This is a genomic window from Microbispora sp. ZYX-F-249 (assembly GCF_039649665.1).
GTDB lineage: Bacteria > Actinomycetota > Actinomycetes > Streptosporangiales > Streptosporangiaceae > Microbispora > Microbispora maris.
In genome coordinates this window covers 361,655-376,405 of record NZ_JBDJAW010000002.1, presented here as the reverse complement: position 1 = coordinate 376,405, position 14,751 = coordinate 361,655, and the positions used below count along the sequence as shown (strand labels likewise).

General features: G+C 73.3%; 13 protein-coding genes. 7 read left to right on the top strand and 6 right to left on the bottom strand.

The window, feature by feature from the left end:
* The first annotated feature begins 40 nt into the window (after nt 1–40).
* Nucleotides 41–568, top strand: a complete 528-nt coding sequence (locus tag AAH991_RS04165) for a winged helix-turn-helix domain-containing protein (RefSeq protein ID WP_346224379.1) — start codon at nt 41–43, stop codon at nt 566–568.
* Between the two features lie 72 nt (nt 569–640).
* Nucleotides 641–4,567 carry an ATP-dependent RNA helicase HrpA gene (gene hrpA / locus AAH991_RS04160; protein WP_346224378.1) on the top strand — a complete coding sequence of 1,309 codons (3,927 nt, stop codon included), beginning with the start codon at nt 641–643 and terminating at the stop codon, nt 4,565–4,567.
* 16 nt (nt 4,568–4,583) lie between these two features.
* On the opposite strand, the gene AAH991_RS04155 is transcribed toward hrpA, so the two are convergent.
* Nucleotides 4,584–6,128, bottom strand: coding sequence for a gamma-glutamyltransferase family protein (locus tag AAH991_RS04155; RefSeq protein ID WP_346224377.1), 1,545 nt, complete (start codon nt 6,126–6,128; stop codon nt 4,584–4,586).
* Between the two features lie 66 nt (nt 6,129–6,194).
* Between AAH991_RS04155 and AAH991_RS04150 the strand changes: the two genes are divergently transcribed.
* Nucleotides 6,195–6,860: an HAD family hydrolase gene (locus tag AAH991_RS04150; protein WP_346224376.1), complete on the top strand. Its 666-nt coding sequence runs from the start codon at nt 6,195–6,197 to the stop codon at nt 6,858–6,860.
* A 34-nt stretch (nt 6,861–6,894) separates the two neighbouring features.
* On the top strand, nt 6,895–7,041 hold the full coding sequence (locus AAH991_RS04145; RefSeq protein WP_346224375.1) for a hypothetical protein: 147 nt from the start codon (nt 6,895–6,897) through the stop codon (nt 7,039–7,041).
* Nucleotides 7,042–7,052: 11 nt separating this feature from the next.
* On the opposite strand, the gene AAH991_RS04140 is transcribed toward AAH991_RS04145, so the two are convergent.
* Nucleotides 7,053–7,505, bottom strand: a complete 453-nt coding sequence (locus tag AAH991_RS04140; RefSeq protein ID WP_346224374.1) for a MarR family winged helix-turn-helix transcriptional regulator — start codon at nt 7,503–7,505, stop codon at nt 7,053–7,055.
* Nucleotides 7,506–7,569: 64 nt separating this feature from the next.
* Between AAH991_RS04140 and AAH991_RS04135 the strand changes: the two genes are divergently transcribed.
* The gene (locus AAH991_RS04135) at nt 7,570–8,670 is read left to right on the top strand and encodes a serine hydrolase domain-containing protein (protein WP_346224373.1); all 1,101 of its coding nucleotides are present in this window, start codon (nt 7,570–7,572) and stop codon (nt 8,668–8,670) included.
* A 28-nt stretch (nt 8,671–8,698) separates the two neighbouring features.
* Here the strand turns inward: AAH991_RS04135 and AAH991_RS04130 are convergent, their stop codons facing one another.
* Nucleotides 8,699–9,268: a hemerythrin domain-containing protein gene (locus AAH991_RS04130; RefSeq protein WP_346224372.1), complete on the bottom strand. Its 570-nt coding sequence runs from the start codon at nt 9,266–9,268 to the stop codon at nt 8,699–8,701.
* Nucleotides 9,269–9,404: 136 nt separating this feature from the next.
* Here AAH991_RS04130 and AAH991_RS04125 point away from each other — a divergent pair, with 136 nt between their 5' ends.
* Nucleotides 9,405–9,905 (top strand): hypothetical protein, encoded by a 501-nt coding sequence (locus AAH991_RS04125; protein ID WP_346224371.1) that lies wholly within the window; start codon nt 9,405–9,407, stop codon nt 9,903–9,905.
* 13 nt (nt 9,906–9,918) lie between these two features.
* Here the strand turns inward: AAH991_RS04125 and AAH991_RS04120 are convergent, their stop codons facing one another.
* Together AAH991_RS04120 and AAH991_RS04115 are read right to left on the bottom strand one after the other, a co-directional pair.
* Complete coding sequence (locus tag AAH991_RS04120; protein ID WP_346224370.1) at nt 9,919–11,415, bottom strand: protein kinase domain-containing protein; 1,497 nt, start codon at nt 11,413–11,415, stop codon at nt 9,919–9,921.
* Nucleotides 11,416–11,452: 37 nt separating this feature from the next.
* Nucleotides 11,453–12,763, bottom strand: coding sequence for an SGNH/GDSL hydrolase family protein (locus AAH991_RS04115; RefSeq protein ID WP_346224369.1), 1,311 nt, complete (start codon nt 12,761–12,763; stop codon nt 11,453–11,455).
* Between the two features lie 324 nt (nt 12,764–13,087).
* On the opposite strand from AAH991_RS04115, the gene AAH991_RS04110 reads away from it, so the two are divergent.
* Complete coding sequence (locus AAH991_RS04110) at nt 13,088–13,885, top strand: tyrosine-protein phosphatase (protein WP_346224368.1); 798 nt, start codon at nt 13,088–13,090, stop codon at nt 13,883–13,885.
* A gap of 60 nt (nt 13,886–13,945) precedes the next feature.
* Here the strand turns inward: AAH991_RS04110 and AAH991_RS04105 are convergent, their stop codons facing one another.
* The gene (locus tag AAH991_RS04105; protein ID WP_346224367.1) at nt 13,946–14,743 is read right to left on the bottom strand and encodes an SDR family oxidoreductase; all 798 of its coding nucleotides are present in this window, start codon (nt 14,741–14,743) and stop codon (nt 13,946–13,948) included.
* Between the last annotated feature and the right edge of the window lie 8 nt (nt 14,744–14,751).

Here is a 14,751-nt window from a genome sequence, read left to right as displayed (position 1 = left end):
GGTCACCACCGTCCGGTACGCCACGAGGCAAGGAGAGGGCATGTCCCACCAGAACGTGATCGACTTTGTGGAGCGCAGGCGCGAGCAGGGCCATGAGCCCCCCGATCTCGGGCAGGGGTCCGTGCTCGGCGTGCTGCCGGTGCCGGAGACCGGCGCCGTACTGATGATCGTGGGCTATCTGGTGCCCGCCGGGGGTGCGGCGGTCGCGCCGGAGGCGGCGGCCGTACGGGAGCGCACGGCCGCGGCCCCGCCGCCTCGGCGGGCGGTCTGCGCCGAGGAGGAGGAGCTGGTCCTGGACCGGGCCGCGCGGGTGGTCCGGGCCGGCGGCGAGGAGATCGAGCTCACCTTCCGGGAGTTCGAGCTGCTCGACTACCTCAGCTCCGCGCCCGGCCGGGTCTACAACCGCCGCCAGCTCATGGCGGCAGTCTGGGACAGGTACGACGACGAGGGCGGCCGTACCGTCGACGTGCACGTTCTGCGGCTGCGCCGCAAGCTGGGCCGGCACGCGGGCCGCATCGTCACCGTCCGCAACGTGGGGTACAAGTACCAGCCGCCGCGACGCCCCTGACCCCGCCCCGAGAGGGCCGCCGGAAAACGGCTGGCAGACCGGCGGGGGGCGTTGCCTATCCTTGAGCATGGAATGAACACGCTCGCCGATCTCCAGGCCCGCCTGCCCGACCTGATGCTGCGCGACCGGCGCAGGCTGCGCCGCCGTCTCGACGGCATGCGCCGGGTCCGCGACCGCGCCGCCCGCCAGTCCGTCGTCGAGGAGATCGCGGGGGACGTGGAGGCCGCGGAACGCCGCGTGGCCGCGCGCCGCGCGGCCGTCCCCGTCCTCCGTTACCCTCCCGAGCTGCCGGTCAGCCGGCACAAGGACGACCTGCTCGCGGCCATCAGGGACCACCAGGTCGTGATCGTGGCCGGCGAGACCGGCTCGGGGAAGACCACCCAGATCCCCAAGATCTGCCTGGAGCTCGGCCGGGGGGTCCACGGGCTCGTCGGCCACACCCAGCCGCGCCGCATCGCCGCCCGCACGGTCGCCGAGCGCATCGCCGAGGAGCTGTCGATCGAGCTGGGGGAGGCGGTCGGCTACAAGGTCCGCTTCACCGACCACTCCAGCGACGGGACTTTGGTCAAGCTCATGACCGACGGCATCCTGCTCGCCGAGATGCAGACCGACCCGCTCCTGCTGCAGTACGACACGCTGATCATCGACGAGGCCCACGAACGCAGCCTCAACATCGACTTCATCCTCGGCTATCTCAAGCAGCTCCTCCCCAAACGGCCCGACCTCAAGGTCGTCATCACCTCGGCGACCATCGATCCCGAGCGTTTCGCCCGGCACTTCGCCGGACCCGGCGGGGAGCCGGCGCCCGTGATCGAGGTGTCCGGGCGCACCTACCCGGTCGAGGTGCGCTACCGCCCGGTCGACGAGGACGACGACCAGACCCAGGCCATCGTCGACGCCGTCGACGAGCTGTGCGCCGAGGGGCCGGGCGACATCCTGGTCTTCCTCAGCGGCGAGCGGGAGATCCGCGACACCGCCGACGCGCTCAAGGGCCGTCCCGAGGAGGTCCTGCCGCTGTACGCGCGGCTGTCGGCCGCCGAGCAGCACCGGGTCTTCCAGTCCCACCGGGGCCGGCGGATCGTGCTGGCCACCAACGTCGCCGAGACCTCGCTGACCGTTCCCGGCATCAAGTACGTGGTCGACCCGGGCACGGCCCGGATCTCCCGCTACAGCCATCGGCTCAAGGTCCAGCGGCTGCCGATCGAGCCGATCTCCCAGGCGTCGGCCAACCAGCGCAAGGGCCGCTGCGGCCGTACGTCGGACGGCGTCTGCATCCGGCTCTACTCGGAGGAGGACTTCCTCTCCCGGCCGGAGTTCACCGACCCGGAGATCCTCCGTACGAACCTGGCGAGCGTCATCCTGCAGATGACCTCGCTCGGCCTGGGGGACATCGCGGCGTTCCCGTTCGTGGAGCCGCCGGACAGCCGCCAGGTCAGGGACGGCGTCAACCTGCTGATCGAGCTGGGCGCCCTCGCGGACAAGGGCGCGGCCCGGGAAGCCGGGAAGGGGACGCAGCTCACGCCGCTCGGCCGCAAGCTGGCCCAGCTCCCGGTGGACCCCCGCCTCGCCCGGATGGTGCTCGAAGCCGACAAGAACGGCTGCGCCCGCGAGGTGATGATCATCGCGGCCGCGCTGTCGATCCAGGACCCGCGCGAGCGGCCGGCCGACAAGCAGCAGGCGGCCGACGAGAAGCACCGCCGCTTCGCCGACAAGGAGTCCGACTTCCTGACCTACCTCAACCTCTGGAACTACCTGCGCGACAAGCAGAAGGAGCTGTCGTCCGGCGCGTTCCGGCGGCTGTGCAAGGCGGAGTTCCTCAACTACCTGCGCGTGCGGGAATGGCAGGACATCGACAGCCAGCTCCGCCAGGTGGCCAGGACGCTGAACGTCGTCCCCAACAGCGTGCCCGCCGATCCCCAGCGCGTGCATCAGTCGCTGCTGGCCGGCCTGCTGTCGCACATCGGCGTCAAGGACGTCGTCGACAAGCGCAGGCAGGAGGGCCGCCGGCCGATCACGGAGTACATCGGCGCCCGCAACGCCCGCTTCGCGATCTTCCCCGGCTCGGCCCTGGCCAAGGCGCAGCCGCAGTGGGTGATGTCGGCCGAGCTGGTCGAGACCTCCCGGCTGTGGGCCCGGGTCAACGCCAAGATCGAGCCGGACTGGATCGAGCCCCTCGCGCAGCACCTGGTCAAGCGCACCTACAGCGAGCCGCACTGGGAGAAGGACCAGGCCGCCGTGGTCGCGCTGGAGAAGGTGACGTTGTACGGCGTGCCGATCGTGACCGAGCGGAAGGTCAACTACGGCCGCATCGACCCCGAGCTGAGCCGGGAGCTGTTCATCCGGCACGCGCTGGTCGACGGCGACTGGCGCACCCACCACAAGTTCTTCCACGAGAACCGCAAGCTGCTGGAGGAGGTCGAGCGGCTGGAGGAGAAGGCCCGCCGCCGTGACATCCTCGTGGACGACGAGACGCTGTTCGACTTCTACGACCGGCGGATCCCGGCCGACGTGGTCTCGGGCAGGCACTTCGACAGCTGGTGGAAGAAGACCTCGCGGGACCAGCCCGACCTGCTGACGTTCTCGCCGGAGATGCTGGTCAACGACAGCGCCGGGGTCAGCGCCGGGGACTACCCGGACGCCTGGCGGCAGAACGGCCAGCGGATGCGGCTGACCTACCGCTTCGAGCCCGGCGCGGTGGAGACGGGCGAGGCGGACGGCGTGACCGTCCACATCCCGCTGGCCGTGCTCAACCAGGTCGACCCGACCGGGTTCGACTGGCAGATCCCCGGCCTGCGCGAGGACCTCGTCACCGCGCTCATCCGGTCGCTGCCGAAGAACCTGCGCCGCAACTTCGTGCCCGCCCCCAACTACGCCAAGGCCGTGCTGGAACGCGTACGGCCCGGCGGCGAGCCGCTCCTCGAGGCGCTGGAGCGCGAGTTGCGGGTGCTGACCGGCGTGGAGGTGCCGCGCGACGCGTGGGCCCTCGACCAGCTCCCCGCCCACCTGCGGATCACCTACCGGGTGATCGACGACCGCAAGCGGACGGTGGACGAGGACAAGGACCTGGAGGCGCTCAAGCGGCGGCTCGCGCCCAAGCTGCGCGCCACGCTCTCGAGGGCCGCCGACGACCTCGAGCGCGACGGCCTGCACGGCTGGACGATCGGCACGCTGCCGAAGGTGTTCGAGCAGGGCAGGCTGCGCGCCTACCCGGCCCTGGTGGACGAGGGCACGAGCGTCGCGGTGCGGATGTTCGAGACCGAGCGGGAGCGCGACCGGGCCATGTGGGCGGGCACCAGGAGACTGGTGCTGCTCAACGTGGTCAACCCGGCCAAGGCGATCCTGCGCACCCTGACCACCGCGCAGAAGCTCGCCCTCAGCCGCAGCCCGCACGGCGGGGCCGCCGCCCTGTTCGACGACTGCACGGCGTGCGCCGCCGACACGCTCATGGCGCAGGCGGGCGGGCCCGTCTGGGACGAGGCCGGGTTCGAGCGGCTACGCGACCACGTGCGCGCCTCGCTGTTCGAGACGACCGAGGAGGTCGTCTCCCGCGTGGAGCGCGTCCTGGCGGTCTGGCACGCCGCGCAGAACCGGCTCGGCGCGCTGGGCGGCGGCGCGGCCGACCTCAAGGCCGACATCGCCGACCAGCTCGACGGGCTGGTGCACGACGGGTTCGTCACCGAGACGGGCTACGACCGGCTGCCCGACGTGCAGCGCTACCTGCGTGCCGTCGAGCGCCGCCTCGACAAGCTCCCCGACGATCCCCATCGGGACCGCGAGTGGATGCACCGCGTGCACGACGTCGAGGACGAGTACCGCGACCTGCTCGACCGGTTGAAGCCCGAGGAGCGGGACGCCAAGGCCGTACGGGACATCCGGTGGATGATCGAGGAACTGCGGGTGAGCTTCTTCGCCCAGCAGCTCGGCACCCCCGCCCCGGTCTCGGAGAAACGCATCCGCAAGGCCATGCAGCAGGCCGAGTCCGCCGCCCGGGCCGGGTGACCCGGGCGGCGGGCATTCAGCGGCCGAGTGCGGCGCCGATCAGCGCGCGGGGGTCGGCCGCCCCGGCGAGCACACCCGACGGCAGGATGTCGATCAGGTGGGCGTGGCCGAAGTTGGAGCCGTACGGGATCGTCTCGACGGCGTGGCCGCGCTCGCGCAGGCCGTCCGCCCACGGCGCGCCCTCCTCGACCTCGACCAGCGGGGCGGACCGCCAGGTGTCGAAGCCGGTGCCTCCGGTGCCGAGCTCCCAGCGCGGCGCGCCGATCACCTCGCCGGGCGTCTGGCCGTGCGCGAGCAGGCGGGTGACCAGTTGCAGCAGGATCTGCGGCTGCGCGTCACCGCCCATCGTGCCGATGACGGTGCGCAGCGTCCCGTCCGGCCGGGTGACCAGCGCCGGGCACAGCGTGTGGGGCGGCCGGCGGCGCGGGCCGTACTCCGCGGGATGGCCGGGCGTGAGCGAGAAGCCGATGCCGCGGTTGTGCAGGTTGATCCCGGTGCCGGGCTCGAAGAGCAGGCTGCCGAAGCCCGACGCGTTCGACTGGATGAGCGAGACGCCCATGCCGTCGCCGTCGACCACGCACAGGTACGTCGTGTCGCCCGGCCCGGTGGGGACGTCGGGCAACGGGGAGCGCCGTCCGGGGTCGACCAGCGCGCCGCGGGCGCCGGCCGTGCCGAGCGGCGCCACGGCCCCCTCGTGCAGGACGTCGAGCCGGTCGTGCCCGGCCGCCCTGGCCGACTCCACCAGCAGGTGCGCCCAGCGCGGGTCGGCCGGGTCGGCGGGCGGGCCCAGCTCCGCGAGGATCTCCAGGGCCAGCAGGAGCAGGTAGCCCTGGGAGTTCGGCGGAACGCTCCAGACGCGGTGCCCGAACACCTCGACGCTCAGCGGCTCCACCCAGTCGGCGCCGGGCCGGGCCAGGTCCTCCTCGGTGTACTCGCCGCCGCCCAGTTTCAGCAGTCCCTCGCCGAACTCGCCCTGGTAGAACCCCGCCCGGCCGCCCTCCCCGAGCGCGGTGAGGGCCCTGGCGACGCCCGGCCTGCGGATCACGTCCCCGGGACGGCGGGCGGAGGCGAAGTCCCCGGCCCCGGGCAGGGTGCCGACGAAGTCCGCGACCGGCCCGAGCAGCGGGGAGGCGGGGAAGCCCTCGGTCGCGAGGCGGATCGCGGGGGCCAGCAGGTCGGCCAGCGGCAGGCGGGCATGGCGCTCGTGCAGCGCGAGCCACCCGTCGGCGCAGCCGGGCACCGGGACCGAGCGGATGTCGTACAGGTGGGGCATCCGGTCGAGACCCTCCGCCCGCAGCCGGGCGGGGTCGGCGCCCGAGCCCGCCCGTCCCGAGGCGTTGAGCGCGCTCACGGCACCGTCGTTGCTTCCGTCGTGGACGAGGGCGAAGAGGTCGCCGCCGAGACCGCACATGTGCGGGGCGGTGACCGCCAGCACGGCGTTGGCGGCGATGGCCGCGTCCACCGCGTTGCCGCCCCTGTCGAGGATGGCGACGCCCGCCGCGGAGGCCAGATGGTCGACAGTGCACACCATGCCGTTCAGGGCATACCGAGTCTCGCTCACGTCCGGGGATGTTACGGCAACCTCGTAGAGTGGCTGCCGTAATCGGGACGGATGGGGAGGACGTTCATGATCCGGGCGCTCGTGTTCGACGTGGGGGAGACGCTCATCGACGAGACCCGGATCTGGTCCCGGTGGGCCGACCGGCTGGGCGTGCCGCGCCTGACCTTCATGGGCGTCCTCGGCGGCATGGCCGCGCTCGACCGCGGGCACGGGGAGGCGTTCGAGCTGATCAGGCCGGGGATCGACCTCGACGCCGAGATCGAGGCGTGGCGGCGCGAGGACCCGGACGGGCTGCGCGAGAACTTCGACGCCGACGACCTCTACCCGGACGTGCGGCCCGCCCTCACGGCCCTGCGGGAGGCCGGGTACGACCTGGTCGTCGCGGGCAACCAGCCGCCGCAGGCGTACGACGCGCTGGTCGCGATGGACCTGCCGGTCGACGGGATCCACACCTCGGCCGGCTGGGGCGTGGAGAAGCCCGAGCCGGCGTTCTTCGCCAAGGTCGCGGCGGTCTGCGGCCATGAGCCCGGGCAGATTCTGTACGTGGGTGACCGGATCGACAACGACGTCCTGCCCGCCGCCCGCGCCGGGATGCGGACCGCCCTGCTGCGCCGGGGACCCTGGGGCTACCTCCACGCCGCCCGCCCGGACGCCGCCCGGGCCGATCTCGTCGCCGACGGCCTCGCCGACCTCGTCCGCCTGGTGTCCACGCTCGCCCCCGAGGGCGGCTGACCCGCGTACGGGGACCGGCGGCCCACCTGAAGAGTTGCGGGAGGTCCACCGGTCGGGCGACGTCGAAGGGCTCGTCTACGGTCAGCGCGCCCTCGGCGTGGTGCTGAAGGGGGGCAGGATGACGGGAATCGGCGTCGAGGACGACAGCGGGAGTGAGGAGATGCCGGAGGACGGCGACTGACCGGTTCCTCCTCAGGGGCGCAGCCGGCGGGCGAGGAGCTCGCGCAGGGCGCCGGTCTCCTCCCCGAGGCGGTTGAGCGACGCGAGGAACTCGCCGGGCGCGTCCAGGAGGCCGAGCATCCGGGCGGACACCGCCTCGCGGGCGGCCCGGCCCGCCTCGACCGCGGCCCTGCCGCGCGGTGTCAGCTCGATCATCCGTGCCCGCTGGTCGCCGGGGTCGGTCCGGCGCGCCACGTAGCCGATGCGCTCCATCTCCGCCGCCACCTTGGAGGCGCCCTGCGGGGTCATGCCGAGCAGGCCGGCCAAATCGGAAACGCGTACGGGGCCGGCGAGCAGGTGCTGGAAGACGTATCCGTGCACGGTGCGCACCTGGTCGTGCCCCGCCGCGGCCATCCGGGCGCGCACCTCGGCGTCGCAGGCCGCGGACAGGGCCGTGAAGAGCAGGGTCAGATCGCTTGACACCACGTTCGGATGCTCCAATACTCAACCAAGGTTTCGCAACTGAGGTTGAGCAATCTGGAGGGTGTCCATGTGGTGTGATCCGGCGTTCACGGCCGTCGCCGACGCGTTCCGGGAGGCGGACGGAGGAGCGGGAGGCGGCGCCGCCCTCGCCGTGTACGCGGGCGGGCGCCTGGTCGTGGACCTCTGGCAGGGCACGGCCGACGCCGACGGCGTACGGCCCTGGGAACGGGACACCGTCGTCAACGTCTTCTCGGCGTCCAAGGGGATGCTGGCGACGCTCGCGCACCTGTACGTCCAGCGGGGGCTGCTCGACCTGGACGCCCCGGTAACCCGTTACTGGCCGGGGTTCGCCACCCCCACCACCATCGCCGACCTGCTCGCGCACCGGGCCGGGCTGCCCGCCGTACGCCGGGAGCTGCCGCCGGGCTCCCTGTTCGACTGGGACGCGATGACCGCCGCGCTGGCGGCCGAGAGCCCGTGGTGGACGCCGGGGGAGCGGCACGGCTACCACGCGGTGACTTTCGGCTGGCTCGTCGGGGAGGTCCTGCGCCGGGTGGGCGGGCGGCCGGTCCGCGACCTGGTCCGCGACGAGCTGGGCGTCCCCGGCCTGTGGATCGGCCTGCCCGCGTCGGAGGCGGGCCGGGCCGCCCACCTCGCCCCGCCGCGGGCCGGGGACGACCCGCCGGCGGCGCTGACGAAGGCCATGTCCGAGCCCGGCTCGATCACGATGATGGCCTTCGGCAATCCCGCCGAGCAGTTCACACCCGGTCTGGCCAACACGGCGCGCTGGCGGGCCGCCGAGATCCCCGCGTCCAACGGGCACGCCACCGCCAGGGCCCTCGCCACCCTGTACGGCCGGCTCGTGTCGGGCGAGATGTTCGGCCCGGACGTGCTGGGCCGGGCCGTCGCGCCCCGCAGCGAGGGACACGACGAGGTCCTGCTGGCGGGGACCAGGTTCGCCCTGGGCTACATGCTCCCCTGCGAGATCCGGCCGTTCGCGCCGAACCCGCGCGCCTTCGGGCACAGCGGCTCGGGCGGGGCGCTCGCCTTCGCCGACCCGGACGCGGGGGTGGCCCTCGCCTACACGCCGAGCCGCCTCGTCGTCAGCGCGGCGGGGCCCGACCCGAGGTGGGAGCCCATGGTCGCGGCGCTGTACGCCTGCCTGTGAGACGCCCGGCGCCGCGACGGGGGACGTCTCAGCCCTGCTGCTTCTTCTGCTTGACGGCGGTGACGAGCTCGTCCTTGGTCATCCCGGACGCGCCCTCGATGCCCAGCTCCTTGGCCTGGTGCAGCAGTTCGTCCTTGGTCCGCGAGCGCAGCTTGAGCGGGGCGGCGAGCACCTCGGCCTTCCGCTTGCTGAAGGCCTTGCCGAGCCGGACCCGCTCCTCGAAGGGGACGGCCTTCTCCAGGACCGGGAGGATGTCGTTCTCCTCCTCCTCGACGTGGTGCGTCACCGCCCCGATGAGCTCCTGCAGAAGCGTGTCGAACTCGGGGCCGTCCGGGTCGGCCTCCAGGAGCCGGGAGAGCATCTCCTCGGCCTCGTGGTGTTCCTCCGCGCCGTGGTGGACCTCCTCCTTCTCCTCCGGCCGCCGCCTGGCGAGCACGGGGTAGACCTCGTCCTCCTCGCCCTCGCTGTGCGCGACGAACTTCGCCGCCAGCTCCGCGAGCAGGGCCGGCCGGTTCTCCGGCATCTTCTGGAGCCGCTCGAACAGCGACTCCACGTCGCGGTGATCTTCCTTGATCAGGCTGATGACGTCGGTTGCCATGGGTTCCTCCTGTGCGTGGACGCGCTCGCACTACCCGGCGCCGGGGCGATCACACCGGTCCCGTCCGGGGGAGTACGGGCTCTCGTCCTCGCGCCCTCCAACCGGCTCACAAGTGCGGGGCGCAACCCTCGGTGCCATGAACCGCGAATCGGAGACGGGCCGCGCGCGTGTCGGCCCATGGGAGTTCGCCTGGCATCCGGCGTGGTGGCTCGCCCTGATATGCCTGGCGGTGGCGGTGCTGCTGTTCATGTTCGTCGAACCCGCCGAGTGCTATGACTGCGCGCCCGGTCGCGTCAATTACGATCGGGCCGCCAGGGTCTTCACCGCCGTGGCGCTCGCCGCCTACTTCTGGGCATACGGCCGGTGGCGCCGCCTGCGGCATCCCGCAAGCGTGACGTCCGAGGCCGAGGGGGCGCTGGTCGCGCTCCTCGGCGTGATCCTGGCGCTGGCGCTGTGGCCGTTGTCGCCACCCGAGTGGCGGTGCGGCCCGCCCGTTGCCGCGTTCACCCCCTGGTACGGCGACCTGCCCCTCCCATGCCAGGACTCTCTCGACCAGCGCCAGACCCAGCTTGTCCTGCTCGGACTGCTGGCGATCCCCCTCGCGGCCGGGGCCGCGAGGGCGCCCGGGAGGCGCTGAGCCCGGGACGATCTCAGGAGTCCCTGGTGAGAGTTCCCTCGTAGGCGATCAGCCCGAGGTCGTCGGTGTGGCGGTAGGCGAGGGCGCCGTCCTCGCGGGTCAGCACGACGTCACCCGGGACGCATCCCGGAACCTCTTCCAGGCGGAACGTGAGCCTGGGGCCGGAGCCCCCGGTCAGCCGCAGCGTGCCCTCGCACGAGTTCGCCGGTTCCTTCCACCTGCCCGACCTCTCGCCGCGCTCCAACTCGATCTCGATGTCGTACTCGCTCGTGAGGAGGCCGGCGGTGGGCGCGATGTGACCCTGCCACTTGCCCGCGAACGCCTGCGGGATGGCCTTCGGGGCGGAGGCGGTCTGCGGGTAGGCCCCGTCCGCGTCGCCGGACGGGGTGTCCGTGGCCGCGGCACCGGTCGGCGCAGGGCCCGCCGCGTCCGTGCTCCGCGCGGGGGCGCTCGCCGTGGGCGCGGGGGACGGGCCGGCCGACAGCGCGGCCAGGCGCGGGACCAGCAGCGCCGCGGTCACCCCGAGGGCCGCCACGACCGCGCCGGCCCCGGCGAGGACACGGGCGCGGGATCTCCCGCGGCCGCCTCCGGGAACGGTCTCCTCTCCGCCCCGGCCCGCCGGCGGCGCCGTCACCGGTGACCGGGACGGGCCGTGCGGCGGTGCGGGTGCGACGGACGGGACGCCGTGCGCGCTCGCGCCCGCGGGCAGCGGCCCGGGCACGGTGCCGACCAGTTCGAGCAGCAGGTCGCGGGCGGCCGGGCGGGCGGCGGGGTCCTTGGCCAGGCAGCGTCCGACCAGCGCGCGCAGGGGCGGGGGCAGCGGCGTCAGGTCCGGGAAGGTCGTCATGATCCGGTGCAGCACGGCGGCGACGTTGTCGGCGCCGAACGCCGCCCGGCCGGTCGCGGCGAAGACGATCGTCGCCCCCCACGCGAACACGTCGGAGGCGGGGGTGGCCGGATGACCCGCGATGTGCTCGGGCGCCAGGTAGGCCGGGGTGCCCACCGGGCCCGCGGTGATCGTCTCGCTCTCGCCCTGGCGGGCGATGCCGAAGTCGACCACGCGGGGACCGTCCGGCCCCAGCAGCACGTTGCCCGGCTTGAAGTCACGGTGCACGATGCCCGCGCTGTGGATCGCCGCCAGCGCGGTCGCCGTCCCCACCGCGAGCCGCTCCAGCTCGCCTCCGCGCAGCGGCCCCGACGCGCTCACCCGCTGCTGGAGCGAGGGGCCGTCGACGAACTCGCTCACGACGTACGGCTCGCGCCCGTCCACCATCGCCGTGATCACCCGGGCGGTGCAGAAGGGCGCGACGCCGCGCAGGGCGTCGAGTTCACGTGACAACCGGGCCCGGACGACGGGATCGAGCCCGGTCTTGAGCACCTTCACCGCGACCGGGGCGCCGTCGGGCGCGTGGCCCAGGTAGACGACGCCTTGGCCGCCCTCGCCGAGCCGTCCGCTGATACGGAACCCGCCGAGCGTACGCGGGTCGTCTGGCTCAAGGGGGGCGACCATGGGTCACACCGTAGCGATCCCGCGGCCGGTCCGAAATCTACAGGAGGCGCAGGTTCACCGCGTCGGCGAGCGCCCGCCGCCCGGCGTCGCTCAGGTGCAGGTGATCACCCGAGTCGAACGACAGGGCCAGTTGCTCGGGGAACTCGGGGTCGCGCACGGCCCGGTCGAAGTCGAGGACGCCGTCGAACGCCTTGCTCGTGCGGATCCAGGCGTTCAGCCGCTGCCGGATCTCCTCGCGCTCCGGCGTCCAGGTGCTCCAGCCGTAGAAGGGGGTGAGCGTGGCGCCCAGCACCTTGACCTTGCGGGCGTGCGCCTCGCGGATCAGCCGCTTGTATCCGTACACGATCGGCTTGATCGAGGTGTAGTCGCCCCGGGCGATGTCGTTGATGCCCTCGTAGACCACCACCGTGCGCACCCCCGGCTGGGACAGCGCGTCGCGGTAGAACCGGGTGACGCCGCTCGGGCCGACGTTGGGCCGCAGCAGACGGTTCCCGGAGATGCCGGCGTTGAGCACCCCCATCCGCCGCGCAGGAGCCTCGTGGGCCAGCCGCTGCCGCAGATAGTCGGTCCACCGGCGGTTGGCGTCGACGGCCTGGCCCGCGCCGTCCGTGATCGAGTCGCCGAAGGCGACCACGGAGCCGATCGTGGCCGCGCCCGCCTCCACCGCGAGGCGGTCGAGGAAGTACCACTGCGTGCTCGTGTAGGTGAAGCCCTCGCCGCTCTCCTCGGCCGCGTGGTCACCCGGGTCGGACAGATACGTGGTGCTGTAGGCGCGTTCGTGCCCGGTGACCCCGTTGACCGTGCCGGGGAGGTGGAGGCTGACGACGACGGCGGAGCCGCCGGCGATCCGGCCCGGGATCGGGTCGCTCCAGACGGCCTGGCCCGGCGCCACCTTCACCGAGGCGCGCCGGCGGAAGGTCACCGGGCGGTTGGTGCCCGTGAGGATCTCCGCGCCGTACGCCTGGACGCCCACGTGGACGTTCGCGAACGTCACCGGCGCCGCGCCGAAGAGGTTGGACAGGCGCACGCGCATCCCGCTGCCGCCGACGCTGGCACGCACGACCATCCGCACGGTCTGCCCGCCGAGCGCCGCCGCTAGGCGGTCGGTCGAGGTGGTCCACGCGCCGACCAGGCGCCGCCGTACGGGCGCCTCGCCGTCCGGCCGCGGCGCGGCCGTCCGGTGCCCGGCCGCCACGGGCTTCGGCGCGGCGGGGGACGCCGGGTGCCGCAGGGCGGTCGCGGACGTGGGGGACTCCGCCTGGACGGGCGCCGTGGCGAGCGCCATGGTCGTGCCGCTGACGGCGAGGGCGAGAGCGGCCATGGTCAACCGGTGAGCCGGCCGTGCCATCCGGGTCCTCCATGTGGGGTGTCGCTGCCTGATGCGGAATCCGTGGCGGCGGCGCTCCCGATCGTCGCACCGGATCCGATGATCGAGAAGCGCCCGCGACGCCATACATTACGGCTCTTTGCCGTCCACTGGGTGTGAACTTGACCGTCAGGGGTAGGAGCGACCGCATTTTCGCGCGGGAAACCCGGGCCGGTGGACGGCCGTCCTGCGGGTCGCGGCACCCGCCGGTCAGCGGTAGGAGCGACGGCATCGATACGGCAGCGGGTGCATAGCTTCACTCTGCACTCATCTTTCCGTCATAGAGGGACGGATAGGCTCGGCACGGTGAATGCATACGAGCGTTGGATCGTTCTGCGAGGCGCGGCGAACGTACGCGACCTCGGGGGTCTGCCGACCGAGGACGGCGGGACCACGGTGTCCGGCCGGATCCTGCGGTCCGACAACCTGCAGGGCCTGACCGAGGATGACGTCGCGCTGCTCGTGGGCGACCTCAAGCTGCGGCACGTGGTCGACCTGCGGTCGGAGACCGAGGTACGCCTGGAGGGGCCCGGCCCGCTGACCCTCCTGCCGGAGGTCGGCATCCACCACCACAGCCTGTTCGCGGAGGGTGGGCGCCTCACCGACGTCGAGGCCGACACCGTCGACGACAGGGCGCTGCCCTGGCAGGGGGAGCGCGACGAGAAGGACCTGGCCGAGCTCCGCGTGACCGGCTACTACTACGGATACCTGCGCGACCGGCCCGACTCCGTCGTGTCCGCCCTGCGGGTGCTCGCCCGTGACGACGGCATGGCCGTGGTGCACTGCGCGGCGGGCAAGGACCGTACCGGAGTGGTCTGCGCCCTGGCGCTCGCCGTGGCGGGCGTCACGCGTGAGGCGATCATCGAGGACTACGTCGCCACCGGCGAACGCCTGGAAGGCATCCTCGCCCGGCTGCGCGCCAGCCGCACCTACCGCGCGGACCTCGACGCGAAGCCGGCCGACAGCCACCTGCCGCGGCCCGAGTACATGGACCAGTTCCTGACGACGCTGGACGCCCGGTTCGGCGGCGCCCTCGGCTGGCTGCACACCCACGGCTGGACCGACGCCGACACCGAGGCCCTGCGCGGCCGCCTCCGCGACTGACATCGGCGATGACATCGGCGATCACGTGGACGGGCGTGGACGGGCGTGGACGGGCCCGGGTCAGGCGAGGGTCTCCCCGCCGTCGACCGTGATGACCTGGCCGGTGACGTAGTTGTCGGCCATGAGGAACAGGGCCGCGGCGGCGGCCTCCTCGGCGGCGCCGAATCGGCCGAGGGGAGCGGCCGCCCCAGCGGCGGCCACCCCGTCGTCGGAGTCCAGCCCCGGCAGCGAGCGCAGGAGCGGGGTGTCGATCCGGCCGTAGCGGATGGTGTTCACGCGTAGGCGTGCGGGGGCGAGCTCGACGGCGAGGGCCTTGGTGAGGGTCTCCACGGCGCCGGCGAGCGACAGCGGGACGGTCATCCCGGGATAAGGGCGGACGACGAGGATCCCCGAGCTGAGCGTGAGCGAGCCTCCCGCGGGAAGCCGGGTCGCCGCGGCGCGGGCGACGGCGAAGGCCGTCCGGAGGGGGCCGGAGCCGAGGGTCGTGCGGATGTCGTCGGCCGACAGCCCGGTCAGGGGGCCGGCGCCGCCGATGCCGCCGGCGGTGACGTACACGTGGTCGATGCGACCCGCCCGGTCGAAGGCCTCGGCGAGAGTCCGCTCGTCTCCGCCGTCGCCGGCGACGCCCAGCACGGCATCGTCGGGATCCTCGGCCGGGCCCGCGCCGCGCACCCGGGAGACGGCGGCCTTCAGCCGGTCGGGGTCGCGGCCGACCAGCACGACGCGGGCGCCGACCGAACGCAGCAGGACGCCGGCCGCCAGCCCGATGCCCGAGCTTCCGCCGACGAGGACGGCGGTCGTGCCGGACAGGGCGCTCGGCAGCGGCGGACGAACGGGGATGGGTGCGCTTGTGCTCATGTGGATCT

Excerpts from the sequence above, each read along its gene's own strand:
- AAH991_RS04165 (WP_346224379.1), top strand. The coding sequence starts at position 41 with ATGTCCCACCAGAACGTGATCGACTTTGTGGAGCGCAGGCGCGAGCAG.
- hrpA (WP_346224378.1), top strand. The coding sequence starts at position 641 with ATGAACACGCTCGCCGATCTCCAGGCCCGCCTGCCCGACCTGATGCTG.
- AAH991_RS04150 (WP_346224376.1), top strand. The coding sequence starts at position 6,195 with ATGATCCGGGCGCTCGTGTTCGACGTGGGGGAGACGCTCATCGACGAG.
- AAH991_RS04135 (WP_346224373.1), top strand. The coding sequence starts at position 7,570 with ATGTGGTGTGATCCGGCGTTCACGGCCGTCGCCGACGCGTTCCGGGAG.
- AAH991_RS04130 (WP_346224372.1), bottom strand. The coding sequence starts at position 9,268 with ATGGCAACCGACGTCATCAGCCTGATCAAGGAAGATCACCGCGACGTG.
- AAH991_RS04125 (WP_346224371.1), top strand. The coding sequence starts at position 9,405 with ATGAACCGCGAATCGGAGACGGGCCGCGCGCGTGTCGGCCCATGGGAG.
- AAH991_RS04120 (WP_346224370.1), bottom strand. The coding sequence starts at position 11,415 with ATGGTCGCCCCCCTTGAGCCAGACGACCCGCGTACGCTCGGCGGGTTC.
- AAH991_RS04115 (WP_346224369.1), bottom strand. The coding sequence starts at position 12,763 with ATGGCACGGCCGGCTCACCGGTTGACCATGGCCGCTCTCGCCCTCGCC.
- AAH991_RS04105 (WP_346224367.1), bottom strand. The coding sequence starts at position 14,743 with ATGAGCACAAGCGCACCCATCCCCGTTCGTCCGCCGCTGCCGAGCGCC.